This window comes from Variovorax sp. BGA-UO-ETr-C22 (genome assembly GCF_059567965.1).
In genome coordinates this window covers 570,320-584,618 of sequence record NZ_JCAQPA010000010.1, presented here as the reverse complement: position 1 = coordinate 584,618, position 14,299 = coordinate 570,320, and the positions used below count along the sequence as shown (strand labels likewise).

Below are 14,299 nucleotides of genomic sequence, written 5' to 3'. Positions count from 1 at the left end.
AGCCCGTATTCACGCCCCGCAGGCCGCGCAATCTCGACCCTGCCGCGCGGTCTATGGCGCCAGGCCGGTTGAGGGACAATTGCAACCGGCGCCGTCTTTCAGCGCTTTTCCAACGCTCTTTCTTCAAGCTTTCATGAAACGCACCTGGCTGCTCTTTGCCCAAGCCGTGACCGTCCTGCTGGCGGCCTATTTCGTCGTCGCGACGCTCAAGCCCGAGTGGATCCACAAGCGCTCGACCTCGCTGGGCGGCGTGGTGTCGATCGTCGAAGCACCCAGCGGCGCGCCGGCCGTGCCCGCCGCGGGCAGCCTGAGCGCGGCGGCCAAGAAGGCCTCGCCGGCGGTGGTGAGCATCAACACCAGCAAGGCCGCGCAGCGCCACCCGCGCAGCAACGACCCCTGGTTCCGCTTCTTCTTCGGCGACCAGGCCGACCAGCCCCAGGTGGGCCTGGGCAGCGGCGTGATCGTGAGCACCGACGGCTACATCCTCACCAACAACCACGTGGTCGAGGGCGCCGACGAAATCGAGGTCACCCTGAACGACAGCCGCCACGCGCGCGGCAAGGTGATCGGCACCGACCCCGACACCGACCTGGCCGTGCTCAAGATCGAGCTCGACAAGTTGCCGGTGATCGTGCTGGGCAACTCCGACGAACTGCTGGTGGGCGACCAGGTGCTGGCCATCGGCAACCCCTTCGGCGTGGGCCAGACCGTGACCAGCGGCATCGTCTCGGCGCTAGGCCGCAACCAGCTGGGCATCAACCAGTTCGAGAACTTCATCCAGACCGACGCGGCCATCAACCCCGGCAACTCGGGCGGCGCGCTGATCGACGTCAACGGCAACCTGCAGGGCATCAACACCGCCATCTACTCGCGCTCGGGCGGCAGCATGGGCATCGGCTTCGCCATTCCGGTGTCGATGGCCAAGATCGTGCTCGAGGGCATCGTGAAAGAAGGCCAGGTGCGCCGCGGCTGGATCGGCGTCGAGCCGAGCGACCTGTCGCCCGAACTGGCCGAGACCTTCGGCGTGAAGGCCGACGCGGGCGTGATCATCACCGGCGTGCTGCAGAACGGCCCCGCCGCCAAGGCCGGCATCCGCCCCGGCGACGTGATCACATCGGTGGGCGAGAAGAAGACCGACAGCGTGCAGGCCCTGCTGACCGCCGTCGCCGGCCTCAAGCCAGGCGACACCGCACGCTTCGCCCTGCAGCGCGGCACCGACAAGATGGAACTGGACGTGACACCGGGGCTGCGACCGAAGAGTCCGATCCGGCAGCAGTTGCCCAACAACGAGTAGGCGAGAAACGACAGCGGCTCCGGCCGCAGATCAGACAGCAACAAAAAAGCGGCCCGAGGGCCGCTTTTGTTTGGGGGGCAGGAGCCGATCGATCCGGCGGATCAGGAACTGCCGGAAGACCCCGAACCCGCGCCCTCTTCTTCACCTTCGGGCGCCTTGCCCGTTCCTGCGAAGTAGCGCGCCCCAATGATCCCTACCTCGTACAGCAGGCACATCGGCACCGCCAGCGCGAGCTGCGAGACCACGTCGGGCGGCGTGAGCACCGCGGCCACCACGAAGGCGATCACGATGAAGTAGCCGCGGAACGAGCGCAGCTTCTCGATGGTGACCATCTCGAAGCGCACCAGCAGCATCACCACGATCGGCACCTGGAAGGCGACGCCGAAGGCGATGTACAGCGACAGGATGGCCTCCACGTACGACGAGATGTCGGGCGTGGCCGCCACCGCCGCGGGCGTGAACTTCTGGATGAAGCCGAACATCTTGTCCAGCACGAACAGCTGCACGAAGGCGATGCCGCCGTAGGCCAGCACGCTGCCGAAGAAGATCAGCGGCAAGGCGAAGCGCTTCTCGTGGCTGTACAGGCCCGGCGCGACGAACATCCAGGCCTGGTACATGAGCCAGGGCAGCGCCAGCAGCACGGCCGCCATCATCAGCACCTTGAGCGGCACGAAGAACGGCGAGAACACGCCGATGGCGATCAGCTTGGCGTCCGGCGGCATGTGCGCGCGGATCGGCATGGCGATGATGTCCATGAGCCCGCTCGGGCCGGGCCAGATCGCCAGCAGGATGCCCGCGACCACGAGGCCGTAGACGCAGTACAGCAGCCGGTCCCGAAGCTCGACCAGGTGCTGCACGAACGGCTGCTCGGTGCCCGCCAGCTCGTCTTCTTTGTTCTTGTTGTCGGAATCGGCCATGGGAAAGGAGAAAGCGTGGGAGAAGACACAGGCGCACGGGGCGCCCGGGAACGCCGCGGGGCGTGCGCGTGCGTCAGTTGATCTTGTGGGGGCGGAAGCGGGCGACCCGCGCCGCGCCCGACAGCGCCTTGGTACGCACGCCGTTGCGCGCCTTGTACCAGTTCGGCGTGGCGCCCTGCTTCAGGCGCCAGTTCTTGCGGGGGTGCCTGTATTCGGGCACCGCCTGCTCGGGCTCGGCCAGTGCCGACAGGGTGTCGCCGGACGCGCCGGAAAACTGCTTCTCGAACTCGCTGGCGCCGGTGTGGATGCTGTGCTCCACGTCGCGCGCCGCGTCCTCGACCGTGGTCTTCATCTTGCGGAGCTCGTCGAGCTCCATCGAACGGTTGACTTCGGCCTTGACGTCGTTCACGTAGCGCTGCGCCTTGCCGAGCAGGGCGCCCACCGTGCGTGCAACGCGCGGCAGCTTCTCCGGCCCGATCACGATCAGCGCCACGACGCCGATGAGCGCCAGCTTCTCAATGCCGAGGTCGATCACGGATGTGTGCCTGCGGTGCTCAGGACTTCTGGCGCGCTTCGACGTCGATCGTCGACTTGTCGCTGTTGGCCGGCTGGCCGGTCACTTGCTGCGTGGGGGCCGGTGCAGCGGAGGCGTCAGGGGAGGCCGAGCCGTCCTTCATGCCGTCCTTGAAACCCTTGACGGCGCCACCGAGATCCGAACCCATGTTCCGCAGCTTCTTGGTGCCGAAGATCATGACCACGACGAGCAGCACGATCAGCCAGTGCCAGATGGAAAAAGAACCCATGGAGAACTCCTAAGAATGTGTCCGATTTTAGTCGGGGGGAATGTGACAGTTTGGCTTAACCCTGCTCAGCCGCGAAGCCAGGGGCGAGGGCCGCCCATGACGTGCACATGGAGATGGTGAACCTCCTGCCCGCCCTCGGCGCCGGTGTTCACGACGACGCGGTAGCCGCCGTCCGGATAGGGCCGGCAGCCCTGCTCCAGCGCCAGCTGGGGGGCCAGCGTCATGATCTTGCCCATGAGCGCCGAATCCTCGGGCGTGAGCTGCGCCATCGAGGCGATGTGTTTCTTCGGCACCAGCATGAAATGCACCGGCGCCCAGGGTGAGATGTCATGGAAACCGAACAGGTCGTCGTCTTCGTAGACCTTGCGCGAGGGGATCTTGCCTTCGATGATTTTGCAGAAGACGCAGTTCGGATCAGATGACATCTTTGGGTTCCATGGGACGGCCGTCGTTCATCCGGATCATGCCCTTCACGATCCGGTAGAGGAACCACAGCGAAATCAGGCTCCAGGCGATCCAGCCCGGCACGAACAGCAGCAGCCAGAGCCACGAGGTGACGATGTACAGCAGGCCGGCCCACAGCACCGAGCGGATGCGCCAGCTGAAGTGCGAGGCCTGCCAGGTGCCGGCCGCGTCGTCGCGCTTCACGAAATCGATCAGGAGGGCGATGAGCAGCAGCAGCACGGAGGCCTGCGCGCCCGGCACGACCGCGCCGATGGCCACGATCAGGTGCAGCACGTAGCTGACCCAGCCCCAGGTCTTGAGGGAGTCGTCGGGTTCCACGTTCACGATGTCATTGGCCATGGTCGATGCCCTTTCAATCGATCATTCAGTCGTTGGAAGCTTCGCGGGCCTGCACCTTGCGCAGGGCTTTTTCCTCGATGCCGCTGGTGCCTTCGCGGCGCTCGAGCTCCGCGACGACGTCGGCTGGCGAGAAACCGTAGTGGGCCAGCGCCACCATGGTGTGGAACCACAGGTCGGCCACTTCGTTCACTATTTTCGAGCGGTCGCCGCCGTGGTCGGCGTCCTTGGCGGCCATCACGACCTCGGTGGCTTCCTCGCCGATCTTCTTGAGGAAGGCGTCGGGGCCCTTGTGCAGCAGCCGGGCGACGTAGCTCTTCTCGGGGTCGCCGCCGTTCGCGGGCAGGCGGCTCTCGAGCACCGCGGCCAGGCGGGCGAGCGCGTCGGAGGTGTTCGAATCGTTCACTGTGGCGCTCATTTGTAGATCGACTCCGGGTCTTTCAAGACCGGCTCGACCACGGTCCACTGGCCCTTCTCGTACTTGCTGAAGAAGCAGCTGTGGCGGCCGGTGTGGCAGGCAATGCCGGGCTCGTGGCCCAGCTGCGTCACCTTGAGCAGCACCACGTCGTTGTCGCAGTCGAGGCGGATCTCGTGCACGGTCTGCACGTGGCCCGACTCCTCGCCCTTGAACCACAGCTTGCTGCGCGAGCGGCTGAAATACACCGCGCGGCCCAGCTCGGCGGTCTTTTCGAGCGCCTCGCGGTTCATCCACGCGAACATGAGCACGTCGTTCGTGCCTTGTTCCTGGGCGATCACGGGCACCAACCCGTTCGCGTCCCACTTCACTTCATCGAGCCAATTCATGGGGATATTGTCGAGGATAGGAAAAGACCCTTCCGGTCCCGCTCAGGCGTCGATGCGCACGGGAATCCCGCGCTCGGCCATGCGCGCCTTGGCCTCGCCCACGGTGTGCTCGCCATAGTGGAAGATGCTCGCGGCCAGCACCGCGTCGGCGCCGCCCTTCTGGATGCCGTCGGCCAGGTCGTCGAGGTTGCCGACGCCGCCCGAGGCGATCACCGGCACATTGACCGCGTCGCTCACGGCGCGCGTCAGGGCCAGGTCGAAGCCGCTCTTGGTGCCGTCGCGGTCCATGCTGGTGAGCAGGATCTCGCCCGCGCCGCGGCGCGCCATCTCGGTCGCCCACTGCACCACGTCCAGGCCGGTGTTCTTGCGCCCGCCGTGGCTGTACACGTCCCAGCCCGCGCCGCGCGTGGCGGCGTCTTCGGGGCTGCGGCGCTTGGCGTCGATGGCGACCACGATGCACTGCGAGCCGTACTTCTGGGCCGCGTCGCTGATCACCTGCGGATCGGCGATGGCGGCCGAGTTGAAGCTGGTCTTGTCGGCGCCCGCGTTGAGCAGCCGACGCACGTCGGCCACGGTGCGCACACCGCCGCCCACGGTCAGCGGAATGAAGACCTGCGAGGCCACCGCCTCGATGATCGGTAGGATCAGGTCGCGGCCGTCGCTGGTGGCCGTGATGTCCAGGAAGGTGAGTTCGTCGGCGCCCTGCGCGTTGTAGCGCGCCGCGATCTCGACCGGGTCGCCGGCATCGCGCAGCTCGAGGAAGTTGACGCCCTTGACGACGCGGCCGCCGGTGACGTCGAGGCAGGGAATGATGCGTTTGGCAAGCATGGGGTGGTGAACCAGAGAGAAATCAGAGAACGCAAAGCTGTTGCCAGCCCTGCCATTGGGCGCCGGGCGCCAGCACGACGGGTTCGTCGATGCGGGCCGCCTCGACGCAGAGCATGTGGCGGAAGCCCTCTGGGGGCATGTCCGCGAGTGTCGCACCGAGCGCGGCGCCGGGGTTCCAGACCACGGTTTCGGTGCAGGTTTCGCTCTGGGTGATTTCGAGCGTGCCGTCGGGCTGCACCAGCCGCAGCGGCTGCGCCGGGGCGGTGTAGACGCTGTCGAACTCGGCGTCGAACTGCAGCGCGGCGGCGGTTTCGGTCTGGCGCACGTCGCGCACCGCGTCCCAGCGGGCGGCGCCCTGCAGGCCTTCGAGGCGCACCGCGGCGATGTCGTCCACGCGCAGGTAGGTGTGCAGCGCGGCCGAAAACGGCCAGGGCGCGTCGCCGTTGTTGGCCAGGGTGAGCGCGGTGCGCAGCCGGCCGGCGGCGAGCGTGGCGTCCATCCGCGCTTCGAAGGCATGCGGCCAGAGCCGGCGGGTGGCGTCGTTGTCGCGCAGCACCAGCCGCAGCGTGTCGGGCGCGCCCGATTCCTCGCGAATCCAAGGCAGATTGCGCATGAAGCCATGCTTGGGGAGCATGCCGCGCTGGTTGAACTGGGGGCAGCACAGGGGAATGCCGCCGCGGATGGCAGTTTGGCCGTCAAAAACGGCCTTCGGACTCAGATACAGTCGCTCCCCACCGCGGGCCGGGGCCCAGGAAAGCAACTGGGCGCCATGCAGCGCCACCGTCAGCGTGCTGCCATCGGCCGCCACGGCGTGCAACGCCGGCTGGCCTCGAAACTCGATCGAGCGGATATCCATGTGAGGAATTGTAGGCAGCCGCCGCATCCTGGCAGCGGGCCATTGCGTGCATCCGCCTTTCTTGGATACCCTGTGCCGGGTCGGTCCCGTGCACTCGAAAAGAACCACTCTCACACGACAAAGGGGATACGCATGAAGAAAAAGCTGCCCATGGCCGCCTGGATCCTGATCGCCATGGTGCTCGGCATCATCGTCGGTTACATGATCTTCACCAGCTTTCCCGACAAGAAGGCCGCCAAGGAGATCGCGGACTACGTCTCCATCGTCTCCGACGTCTTCCTGCGCCTGATCAAGATGCTGATCGGCCCGCTGGTGTTCTCCACGCTGGTGGTGGGCATCGCGCACATGGGCGACGCCAAGTCGGTGGGCCGCGTGTTCGGCAAGGCCATCGGCTGGTTCCTCACGGCCTCGCTGATCTCGCTGGTGATCGGCCTGGTCATGGCCAACCTGCTCAAGCCCGGCGAGAACCTGGGCCTGCCGCTGCCCGACATCGGCGCCTCGGCCAACCTGGCGACCAACAAGTTCACCTTCAAGGACTTCGTGAGCCACACGGTGCCCAAGTCGTTCGTGGAGGCGATGGCCAACAACGAGATCCTGCAGATCGTGGTGTTCTCGATGTTCTTCGGCGTGGCGCTGGCCTCGCTCGGCGACAAGGCCAAGACGCTGGTGGCCGCCATCGAGGAGCTGTCGCACGCCATGCTCAAGATCACGGGCTACGTCATGAAGCTCGCGCCGCTGGCGGTGCTGGCGGCCATGGCCGCCACCGTGGCCGTGAACGGGCTGGGCATTCTCGTCAAGTTCGCCGTGTTCATGCGCGACTTCTACCTGGGCCTGTTCGTGCTGTGGGGCGTGCTGATCATGGCCGGCCTGCTGTTCCTGGGGCCGCGCGTGTTCAAGCTGCTGGTGCTCATCAAGGAGGCGTTCCTGCTGTCGTTCGCCACCGCGAGCTCCGAGGCCGCGTACCCGAAGATCCTGCAGGCGCTCGACCGTTTCGGCGTGAAGCGCAAGATCTCCAGCTTCGTGATGCCGATGGGCTACTCGTTCAACCTCGACGGTTCGATGATGTACTGCACCTTCGCCGTGCTGTTCATCGCGCAGGCCTACGACATCCACATGCCGATCAGCACGCAGATCACCATGCTGCTGATCCTGATGCTCACCTCCAAGGGCATGGCCGGCGTGCCGCGCGCCTCGCTGGTGGTGATCGCCGCCACGCTGAACCACTTCGACATTCCCGAGGCCGGCCTGCTGCTGATCCTGGGCGTGGACACCTTCCTGGACATGGGCCGCTCGGCCACCAACGCGGTGGGCAACTCCATCGCCACCGCCGTGGTCGCCAAGTGGGAAGGCGAGCTGCTGTCCGAGAGCGATGCCGAGGCCAACGCCAAGGTGCTCGACGAGGAAGCCGCCGCCACCCTCGCCCACCCGGCGCACGCGTGAGGCGCCACGCCATGACGCGCATCGCCACGCTGCCCTCCGCCGTCGCCGCATGGCTGCTGGCGGCCGTGGCCCTGGCCTTGCCGGGCGGCCCCGCGCAGGCACAGGAGCTCCTCACCGGCACGCTGGCCAAGGTGCGCGAGAGCGGTACCATCGCCATCGGCCACCGCGAGGCCTCGGTGCCCTTTTCGTACCTCAATGCGCGCAAGGAGCCGATCGGCTATTCCATCGAGCTGTGCCGCGCGCTCGTCACGGCCATCGAGGACACGGTCAACAAGAGCCTCACGATCAAGTGGGTGCCCGTCACCTCCGACTCGCGCATCGACGCGGTCGTCAGCGGCCAGGTCGACCTCGAGTGCGGCTCCACCACCAGCAACCTCGAGCGCCAGAAGCGCGTGGCCTTCTCGCCGACCATGTTCGTCTCGGGCACCAAGGTGCTGGTGAAGAAGGGCTCGCCGATCCAGTCGTTCCGCGACCTGGCCGGCAAGAAGGTGGCCGTGACGGCCGGCACCACCAACGAGAAGACGCTGCGCGACCTGTCGCAGAAGTTCAAGCTCAACATCGAGCTGAAGGTGGCGCGCGACCATGCCGAGTCGTTCGCGCTCGTGAAAGAAGGCCAGGCCGACGCCTTCGCCACCGACGACGTGCTGCTCTACGGCCTGATCGCCCGCGACGCCGCCAAGGCGCAGTACGAGGTGGTGGGCGACTTCCTCTCCTACGACCCGTACGCGGTCATGTACCGCAAGGGCGACCCGCAGCTCAACAAGGTGGTGGTCGACACCTTCCAGGTGCTGGCGGAAGACGGCGAGATCCACCGCCAGTACAAGCGCTGGTTCATGCGCAAGCTGCCTTCGGGAGAAAGCCTCAATTTGCCGATGAGCGCGCAGCTGGAAACGATCATCCAGACGATGGCGGTGAAGGCCGAGTAGGCCGGCCCGCCCTTCTCTACCGCGCCGGCCACTCCCAGCGCGGCATCTCGCTCATGTCGAGGTTCGCGATGCGGGTCTCGCCGAAGCGCTTTTCGAGCACCACCGGCTGCAGGCCGTCGCTGTCGTCCAGGGCGGCGATCAGGCGCGCCGCGTGCGACACCACGATCACCTGCGACGACCGCGCGGCCTGCGCGATGAGGCGGCCGAGCGCCGGCAGCAGGTCGGGGTGCAGGCTGGTCTCGGGCTCGTTGAGCACCAGCAGCGCGGGCGGACGGGGCGTCAGCAGCGCCGCGATCCACAGCAGGTAGCGCAGCGTGCCGTCCGACAGTTCGGCTGCCGTCAGGGGCCGCAGCAGGCCGTGCTGGTGCATCAGCGTCTCGAAGCGGTCGCCGTTCGCCTGCACCTCGATGCGGGCGCCCGGGAAGGCATCGTCCACGGCGCTGTCGAGCGCCTCGCCGTCGCCGATCTCGCGGATGGTCTGCAGGGCCGCGGCCAGATCGGCCCCATCGTTCGCCAGCACGGGCGTGTAGGTGCCCAGCTGCGGCTGACGCGCCGGGGCGTCGGCATCGGAGCGGAAGTGGTCGTAGAAGCGCCAGGAGCGCATCTGCTCGCGCAGCGTGAGCATCTCGGGCGCGTCGCGCGGGTCGGCGTGCTCGGTCATCATGCTGGCGAAGGCGGGAATCGGCCGGCCGATGGCCTGCCAGCCCTTGCCGTCGCGCAGGCGCAGCGCGGCGCCCTTGCGGTCGACCAGGTGCGTGGAGGGGCGCAGCAGCGGGCCGCTCCAGATCGCCTCGTGCTTGATCTGCGGGTCGTGCGAGAAGGCCGAGGACGGGACCGGCGGCGGCAGGCCGATGTCGATGGCGTAGCCGAAATCCTCGGCCTCGGCGCCGGCGAAGCCCAGCTTCAGCGCCACCGGCTCGCTGCGCGTGGTGCCCTGCACCGGCTGTTCGCCGCGCAGCATGGCCGCCGAAAAGCGCTCGGGCCCGGCCCACAACGTGGAAGACAGCCCGCCCTCGCGCACCAGCGAGCGGATCACGCCGCCGTTGGCGATGTCGGCCAGCAGCCGCATCGCGCGGTACACGCTCGACTTGCCGCTGCCGTTGGCGCCCGTGACCACCGTGAGGCGGCCCAGCGGCACCGTCAGCTGGCGCAGCGAGCGGTAGTTGGCAATGGCGAGCGCGGAGAGCACGCGCCGTTACGGCAAAGGCGTCAGGCGCCGGCCAGCTCGTCCGCGCGCGCCTGGGCGGCGGCGAAGTCGAGGTCGCCCGAGTAGATGGCGCGGCCGCAGATCACGCCCTCGACGCCCTCGGACTCGACCGCGCAGAGCTGGTCGATGTCGGCCATGTTCGACAGGCCGCCCGAGGCGATCACGGGGATGGTCAGCGCCTGCGCGAGCTTGACGGTGGCGTCGATGTTGATGCCCGAGAGCATGCCGTCGCGGCCGATGTCGGTGTAGATGATCGATTCGACGCCGTAGTCCTCGAACTTCTTGCCCAGGTCGGCCACCTCGTGGCCCGTGAGCTTGCTCCAGCCGTCGGTGGCGACCTTGCCGTCCTTGGCGTCCAGGCCCACGATGATGTGGCCGCCGAAGGCGCTGCAGGCGTCCTTCAGGAAGCCCGGGTTCTTGACCGCGGCGGTGCCGATGATCACGTAGCGCAGGCCGTCGTCGATGTAGCGCTCGATGGTGTCCAGGTCGCGGATGCCGCCGCCCAGCTGCACCGGGATGTCGTCGCCGACTTCCTTCAGGATCGCCTTGATCGCCGCGTGGTTCTGCGGCTTGCCGGCGAAGGCGCCATTCAGGTCGACCAGGTGCAGCCGACGGGCGCCGGCCTCGACCCATTTGCGGGCCATGGCGGCGGGGTCTTCGCTGAAGATGGTGGACTGGTCCATGTCGCCCTGCTTGAGGCGAACGCAGTGGCCGTCTTTGAGATCAATGGCGGGAATGAGGAGCATGGAAGTGACGCGAGTGTGCGAAAGCCGGGCTGCCAACGGTGCGGCCCGGGCGGGAATATAAGGTCAGGGATTCCAGTGGAGGAAGTTGCGATACAGCTGCAGCCCATGGTCCGCACTCTTCTCCGGGTGGAACTGGGTTGCAAAAATGTTATCGCGTGCGATGGCCGCGGTAAAGCATGCCCCGTAATCGGCCTCGCCCACGCTGTGCCGGGCATCGGCCGGACACGCGTAGAAGCTGTGCACGAAATAGAAGTAGCTCTGGTCGGGAATGCCCGCCCACACCGCGTGCGGCTGGGCCTGGCGCACCTGGTTCCAGCCCATCTGCGGCACCTTGAAGCGGCTGCCGTCGGGCTGCAGGCGGCCGGCCAGGTCGAACTTGACGACCTCGCCGGGAATGAGCCCCAGGCCGTCGGTCGGGCCTTCGTCGCTGCGCGACAGCAGCATCTGCATGCCCACGCACACGCCGAAGAGCGGCTTGCTGGCCGCGGCCTCGAGCACCGATTCGAGCAGGCCCGAGTCGCGCAGCTCGCGCATGCAGTCGGGCATGGCGCCCTGCCCCGGCAGCACCACGCGGGTGGCCTGGCGCACCACGTCCGGGTCGGAGGTGACGAACACCTCCACGCCCACCTGGTCGGCCGCATGGCGCACGGCCTGCGACACGGAATGCAGGTTGCCCATGCCGTAGTCGACGACCGCGACGGAATTCTTTGCTACAGATTTCATAGCTGTTCGCTGAGGAATTTCAGAGCGAACCCTTGGTCGAGGGAATGACGCCGACGGAGCGCGGATCGAGCTCCAGCGCGCCACGCATGGCGCGCGCGAAGGCCTTGAACACCGTTTCGCACTGGTGGTGCGCGTTCACGCCCTTCAGGTTGTCGATGTGCAGCGTGACGAAGGCGTGGTTCACGAAGCCCTGGAAGAACTCGTAGGTGAGCTGGCTGTCGAAGGTGCCGATCATCCCGCTGGTGAAGGGCACGTGCATCACGAGGCCGGGGCGGCCCGAGAAGTCGATGACGACGCGGCTGAGCGCTTCGTCCAGCGGCACGTAGGCATGGCCGTAGCGGCGGATGCCCTTCTTGTCGCCGATGGCCTTGGCCACAGCCTGGCCGAGCGTGATGCCCACGTCTTCCACCGTGTGGTGGCCGTCGATGTGCAGGTCGCCCTCGCAGTCGATGTCCAGGTCGATCAGCCCGTGGCGGGCGATCTGGTCGAGCATGTGGTCGAAAAAGCCGATGCCCGTGGAGAGCTTGGCCTTGCCGGTGCCGTCGAGGTTGACGCTGACCGTGATCTTCGTCTCGGCGGTATTGCGGGTGACCGTCGCGATGCGATCGGTGCTGCCCAGGGTCGTGGGGGTGGTCATAGTGAGGCTTCGAGCGCCGCCAGCATCTGCGCGTTCTCGTCGGCCGTTCCGACGGTGAGGCGCAGGCAGTTGGCGAGCAGTTCATGCATTTTAGAAACGTTCTTCACCAGCACCCCGCGGGCCTTCATGCCCTCGAAGGTACGGGTGGCATCGGGCACGCGCAGCAGGATCATGTTGGCGTCGCTGGGCCAGGTCTTCACGCCCGGCAGCCGGGCCAGCGCGGCCATGAGCTGGTCGCGCCCTTCGCGGATCTGGCGCGCCTGGGCCTCGAACACGGCCGCGTGCTCCAGCGCGAACAGCGCAGCCTCGCAGTTGAGCACGCTGATGTTGTACGGCGGGCGCACCTTGTCGATCTCGGCGACCAGCGCGGCGGGGCCCATGAGGTAGCCCAGGCGGATGCCGGCCAGGCCGAACTTGCTCAGGGTGCGCATCAGCAGCACGTGGCGGTGGTTCGCGAGCCGGTCGATGTAGCTGCGGGCGGCAAAGGGCTGGTAGGCCTCGTCGATCACCACCAGGCCGCCCTGTGCGCCCTGGGCTCGCACGATCTTCTCGATGACGGCGTCGTCCCAGAGGTTGGCGGTCGGGTTGTTCGGGTAGGCGAGGTAGACGATGGCGGGCTTCTCGCGCGCGATAGCGGCCAGCATGGCAGCCTCATCGAGTTCGAAATCGGCCGTCAGCGGCACGCCGACGAAGCGCAGGCCCTGCAGCTGGGCGCTCATCGCGTACATGACGAAGCCGGGCACGGGCGCCAGCACGGCGGCGCCGGGCTGGTCGCAGGCGATGCCCAGCAGCGAGATCAGTTCGTCCGAGCCGTTGCCCAGCATCAGCCCGAAGCCTTCGGGCAAGCCGGCATGGGCGGCCAGCGCGCGCTGCAGGTCGGCGCCGCGGTCGCCAGGGTAGCGGTTGAGCGACAGCGCGCCCAGGCGCACGCCCAGTTCGGCCTGCAGCGCGGGCGGCAGGCCGTAGGGGTTCTCCATCGCGTCGAGCTTGAGGAAGCCGCGCGCGTCCTGCACCGCGTAGGCATGCATGGCGCGCACGTCGGCGCGGATGCGGTCGAGCGGCAGACGGGTGTCGGAGGCGGAGGAATCGGAAACGGTCATCGGGTGCAGCGGTAGCTGTTGCGGAGGGCGCCGGCCATGACCAGTTGCACGGGCATGTCGGCTTCGTAGCTGTCGGCGTTGCGGCTCAGCTCGGTCTGGTAGAGCGAGCGGGCCATCGAGGGTTCGAGGCGGCGGCCCTCGATGCAGAACGGCGGCACCTGGCCGTTGCGCTGCGACGACTCGACGCCCTCGCGCAGGCCTTCAAGCACGCCGACGAGGTAGTAGCTGGCGTAGGCCTTGCCGTCCTTCTCGTTGGCTTCGAGCGTGCGCAGCTCGCGGATGCTCATCGCCTGCGCGCCGGCGCCGATCGCACCGGCCGCCAGGGCGAGCAGCAGCGCCGGCAGGCGCGGCAACAGCAGGACGGCGGCGCGTTGCATGGCCTCGCTGGCTTACTTGCGGTAGCGCGGCGGCGGCGCGTACGCGCCGTCGGCCGGGAAGGCGCTGGGCTGCGACGGCGAGGCGTCGCGGCGGGTGCGGCGCGGGGCGTTCGGCTCTTCGAGCTCGAACAGCGCGGCGCCGATCACGCCGATGTTGCGCACGTCGCCGGCCTCGGTGTTCGCGGCGTAGGCACGGCCCTGCGTGGCGAAACGGAAGGCGGCCACTTCGCTCTGGCTCTTGCGGAAGCCCTCGATGTTGAGCGTCTGCTGCGGGCGCAGCACGTAGCCGCCGTTGCGCAGGCTGCCAGGCTTGCCATTGAGCACGTCCAGGCCGTCGACGGTGGCGATCACCTCGTAGCTGCGGTCGCTGAGGTTGCGAAAGCGCAGCGTGTAGCGCGCGCCTTCGACGCCGGCGAGGCGGAACATGTCATTGCCGCTGCGGCGTGCGCGCTGCAGCGGCAGCGGGCGGTCGTTCTCGTCGAGCACCGACCATTCGATGTCGCCCTGGGCCAGCTGCAGGTTCAGCCGGCGCTCGGGGTTGCTGCCCGCGTCGCGGCGCACGCTGGCCGCATCGTTGTAGCCGATCGAGGCCACGTCGTCGGGCTGGTCGGACAGGCGCTTGGCAGCCACCGTGCGAGTCTTCGACTCGATGCCTTCGCCCCATTGCGTGCCGAGCTGGGCGGGCGCCGGTGCGGGCTTTGCAGCACTGGACGTGGCCGCCATCGCCGTCGTCTCGGCGCGGTTCTGCGGCATCTGGGTGCAGGCGGCCAGCAAGGCGGCACCGGCAACGAGGCCGGTGGCGAAACGGAAAAATCGCGAGCGATAGAGGCGTTGAATCAT

The 14,299-nt window shown here is 67.6% G+C and carries 19 protein-coding genes; 3 read left to right on the top strand and 16 right to left on the bottom strand.

Features of this window, described 5'->3' with window-relative positions; genetic code table 11:
• Window positions 1-133 precede the first annotated feature (133 nt).
• The gene (locus tag AC57B8_RS16145) at window positions 134-1,294 is read left to right on the top strand and encodes a S1C family serine protease (RefSeq protein ID WP_062473641.1); all 1,161 of its coding nucleotides are present in this window, start codon (window positions 134-136) and stop codon (window positions 1,292-1,294) included.
• 101 nt (window positions 1,295-1,395) lie between these two features.
• On the opposite strand, the gene tatC is transcribed toward AC57B8_RS16145, so the two are convergent.
• The 9 genes from tatC to AC57B8_RS16100 form a co-directional block, all read right to left on the bottom strand.
• Complete coding sequence (tatC, locus tag AC57B8_RS16140; protein WP_095743773.1) at window positions 1,396-2,211, bottom strand: twin-arginine translocase subunit TatC; 816 nt, start codon at window positions 2,209-2,211, stop codon at window positions 1,396-1,398.
• Window positions 2,212-2,284: 73 nt separating this feature from the next.
• Window positions 2,285-2,746, bottom strand: coding sequence for a Sec-independent protein translocase protein TatB (gene tatB / locus AC57B8_RS16135; RefSeq protein WP_062471652.1), 462 nt, complete (start codon window positions 2,744-2,746; stop codon window positions 2,285-2,287).
• A gap of 19 nt (window positions 2,747-2,765) precedes the next feature.
• Complete coding sequence (gene tatA, locus AC57B8_RS16130) at window positions 2,766-3,014, bottom strand: Sec-independent protein translocase subunit TatA (RefSeq protein WP_070059921.1); 249 nt, start codon at window positions 3,012-3,014, stop codon at window positions 2,766-2,768.
• A gap of 65 nt (window positions 3,015-3,079) precedes the next feature.
• On the bottom strand, window positions 3,080-3,439 hold the full coding sequence (locus tag AC57B8_RS16125; RefSeq protein WP_070059922.1) for a histidine triad nucleotide-binding protein: 360 nt from the start codon (window positions 3,437-3,439) through the stop codon (window positions 3,080-3,082).
• The gene (locus AC57B8_RS16120) at window positions 3,429-3,818 is read right to left on the bottom strand and encodes a DUF4870 family protein (RefSeq protein WP_056572726.1); all 390 of its coding nucleotides are present in this window, start codon (window positions 3,816-3,818) and stop codon (window positions 3,429-3,431) included. The genes AC57B8_RS16125 and AC57B8_RS16120 overlap by 11 nt, the downstream gene beginning before the upstream one ends.
• 25 nt (window positions 3,819-3,843) lie before the next feature.
• The gene (locus tag AC57B8_RS16115) at window positions 3,844-4,233 is read right to left on the bottom strand and encodes a phosphoribosyl-ATP diphosphatase (RefSeq protein WP_139701050.1); all 390 of its coding nucleotides are present in this window, start codon (window positions 4,231-4,233) and stop codon (window positions 3,844-3,846) included.
• A complete protein-coding gene (gene hisI, locus AC57B8_RS16110) occupies window positions 4,230-4,619 on the bottom strand; it encodes a phosphoribosyl-AMP cyclohydrolase (protein WP_095743771.1) in 390 nt (129 codons plus the stop codon). Before hisI ends, AC57B8_RS16115 begins: the two co-directional genes overlap by 4 nt.
• A gap of 42 nt (window positions 4,620-4,661) precedes the next feature.
• Entirely contained in the window at window positions 4,662-5,447 is a 786-nt protein-coding gene (gene hisF / locus AC57B8_RS16105; protein WP_056572731.1) for an imidazole glycerol phosphate synthase subunit HisF, read from the bottom strand.
• Window positions 5,448-5,469: 22 nt separating this feature from the next.
• Window positions 5,470-6,303: a D-hexose-6-phosphate mutarotase gene (locus AC57B8_RS16100; protein WP_496480115.1), complete on the bottom strand. Its 834-nt coding sequence runs from the start codon at window positions 6,301-6,303 to the stop codon at window positions 5,470-5,472.
• A 132-nt stretch (window positions 6,304-6,435) separates the two neighbouring features.
• Between AC57B8_RS16100 and AC57B8_RS16095 the strand changes: the two genes are divergently transcribed.
• Entirely contained in the window at window positions 6,436-7,743 is a 1,308-nt protein-coding gene (locus tag AC57B8_RS16095; RefSeq protein WP_070059926.1) for a dicarboxylate/amino acid:cation symporter, read from the top strand.
• 11 nt (window positions 7,744-7,754) lie between these two features.
• Window positions 7,755-8,669, top strand: coding sequence for a transporter substrate-binding domain-containing protein (locus AC57B8_RS16090; RefSeq protein WP_492728457.1), 915 nt, complete (start codon window positions 7,755-7,757; stop codon window positions 8,667-8,669).
• A 16-nt stretch (window positions 8,670-8,685) separates the two neighbouring features.
• Here AC57B8_RS16090 and AC57B8_RS16085 read toward each other — a convergent pair whose 3' ends face one another.
• From AC57B8_RS16085 to AC57B8_RS16055, 7 genes are all read right to left on the bottom strand, one after another.
• Complete coding sequence (locus AC57B8_RS16085) at window positions 8,686-9,858, bottom strand: AAA family ATPase (protein ID WP_496480114.1); 1,173 nt, start codon at window positions 9,856-9,858, stop codon at window positions 8,686-8,688.
• A 20-nt stretch (window positions 9,859-9,878) separates the two neighbouring features.
• A complete protein-coding gene (hisA, locus tag AC57B8_RS16080) occupies window positions 9,879-10,622 on the bottom strand; it encodes a 1-(5-phosphoribosyl)-5-[(5-phosphoribosylamino)methylideneamino]imidazole-4-carboxamide isomerase (protein WP_062471681.1) in 744 nt (247 codons plus the stop codon).
• Between the two features lie 63 nt (window positions 10,623-10,685).
• Window positions 10,686-11,345 (bottom strand): imidazole glycerol phosphate synthase subunit HisH, encoded by a 660-nt coding sequence (gene hisH, locus AC57B8_RS16075; RefSeq protein WP_062471685.1) that lies wholly within the window; start codon window positions 11,343-11,345, stop codon window positions 10,686-10,688.
• A 19-nt stretch (window positions 11,346-11,364) separates the two neighbouring features.
• The gene (hisB, locus tag AC57B8_RS16070) at window positions 11,365-11,982 is read right to left on the bottom strand and encodes an imidazoleglycerol-phosphate dehydratase HisB (protein WP_496480113.1); all 618 of its coding nucleotides are present in this window, start codon (window positions 11,980-11,982) and stop codon (window positions 11,365-11,367) included.
• The gene (gene hisC, locus AC57B8_RS16065; RefSeq protein WP_496480112.1) at window positions 11,979-13,082 is read right to left on the bottom strand and encodes a histidinol-phosphate transaminase; all 1,104 of its coding nucleotides are present in this window, start codon (window positions 13,080-13,082) and stop codon (window positions 11,979-11,981) included. The genes hisB and hisC overlap by 4 nt, the downstream gene beginning before the upstream one ends.
• Window positions 13,079-13,459, bottom strand: a complete 381-nt coding sequence (locus AC57B8_RS16060; protein WP_070059929.1) for a hypothetical protein — start codon at window positions 13,457-13,459, stop codon at window positions 13,079-13,081. The genes hisC and AC57B8_RS16060 overlap by 4 nt, the downstream gene beginning before the upstream one ends.
• 12 nt (window positions 13,460-13,471) lie before the next feature.
• Window positions 13,472-14,299 (bottom strand): hypothetical protein, encoded by an 828-nt coding sequence (locus tag AC57B8_RS16055; protein WP_496480111.1) that lies wholly within the window; start codon window positions 14,297-14,299, stop codon window positions 13,472-13,474.

Excerpts from the sequence above, each read along its gene's own strand:
- AC57B8_RS16120 (WP_056572726.1), bottom strand. The coding sequence starts at position 3,818 with ATGGCCAATGACATCGTGAACGTGGAACCCGACGACTCCCTCAAGACC.
- AC57B8_RS16090 (WP_492728457.1), top strand. The coding sequence starts at position 7,755 with ATGACGCGCATCGCCACGCTGCCCTCCGCCGTCGCCGCATGGCTGCTG.
- AC57B8_RS16060 (WP_070059929.1), bottom strand. The coding sequence starts at position 13,459 with ATGCAACGCGCCGCCGTCCTGCTGTTGCCGCGCCTGCCGGCGCTGCTG.
- hisA (WP_062471681.1), bottom strand. The coding sequence starts at position 10,622 with ATGCTCCTCATTCCCGCCATTGATCTCAAAGACGGCCACTGCGTTCGC.
- hisF (WP_056572731.1), bottom strand. The coding sequence starts at position 5,447 with ATGCTTGCCAAACGCATCATTCCCTGCCTCGACGTCACCGGCGGCCGC.
- hisC (WP_496480112.1), bottom strand. The coding sequence starts at position 13,082 with ATGACCGTTTCCGATTCCTCCGCCTCCGACACCCGTCTGCCGCTCGAC.
- AC57B8_RS16100 (WP_496480115.1), bottom strand. The coding sequence starts at position 6,303 with ATGGATATCCGCTCGATCGAGTTTCGAGGCCAGCCGGCGTTGCACGCC.
- AC57B8_RS16055 (WP_496480111.1), bottom strand. The coding sequence starts at position 14,299 with ATGATTCAACGCCTCTATCGCTCGCGATTTTTCCGTTTCGCCACCGGC.
- hisI (WP_095743771.1), bottom strand. The coding sequence starts at position 4,619 with ATGAATTGGCTCGATGAAGTGAAGTGGGACGCGAACGGGTTGGTGCCC.
- hisB (WP_496480113.1), bottom strand. The coding sequence starts at position 11,982 with ATGACCACCCCCACGACCCTGGGCAGCACCGATCGCATCGCGACGGTC.
- AC57B8_RS16125 (WP_070059922.1), bottom strand. The coding sequence starts at position 3,439 with ATGTCATCTGATCCGAACTGCGTCTTCTGCAAAATCATCGAAGGCAAG.
- hisH (WP_062471685.1), bottom strand. The coding sequence starts at position 11,345 with ATGAAATCTGTAGCAAAGAATTCCGTCGCGGTCGTCGACTACGGCATG.
- tatA (WP_070059921.1), bottom strand. The coding sequence starts at position 3,014 with ATGGGTTCTTTTTCCATCTGGCACTGGCTGATCGTGCTGCTCGTCGTG.
- AC57B8_RS16095 (WP_070059926.1), top strand. The coding sequence starts at position 6,436 with ATGAAGAAAAAGCTGCCCATGGCCGCCTGGATCCTGATCGCCATGGTG.
- tatC (WP_095743773.1), bottom strand. The coding sequence starts at position 2,211 with ATGGCCGATTCCGACAACAAGAACAAAGAAGACGAGCTGGCGGGCACC.
- AC57B8_RS16115 (WP_139701050.1), bottom strand. The coding sequence starts at position 4,233 with ATGAGCGCCACAGTGAACGATTCGAACACCTCCGACGCGCTCGCCCGC.
- AC57B8_RS16145 (WP_062473641.1), top strand. The coding sequence starts at position 134 with ATGAAACGCACCTGGCTGCTCTTTGCCCAAGCCGTGACCGTCCTGCTG.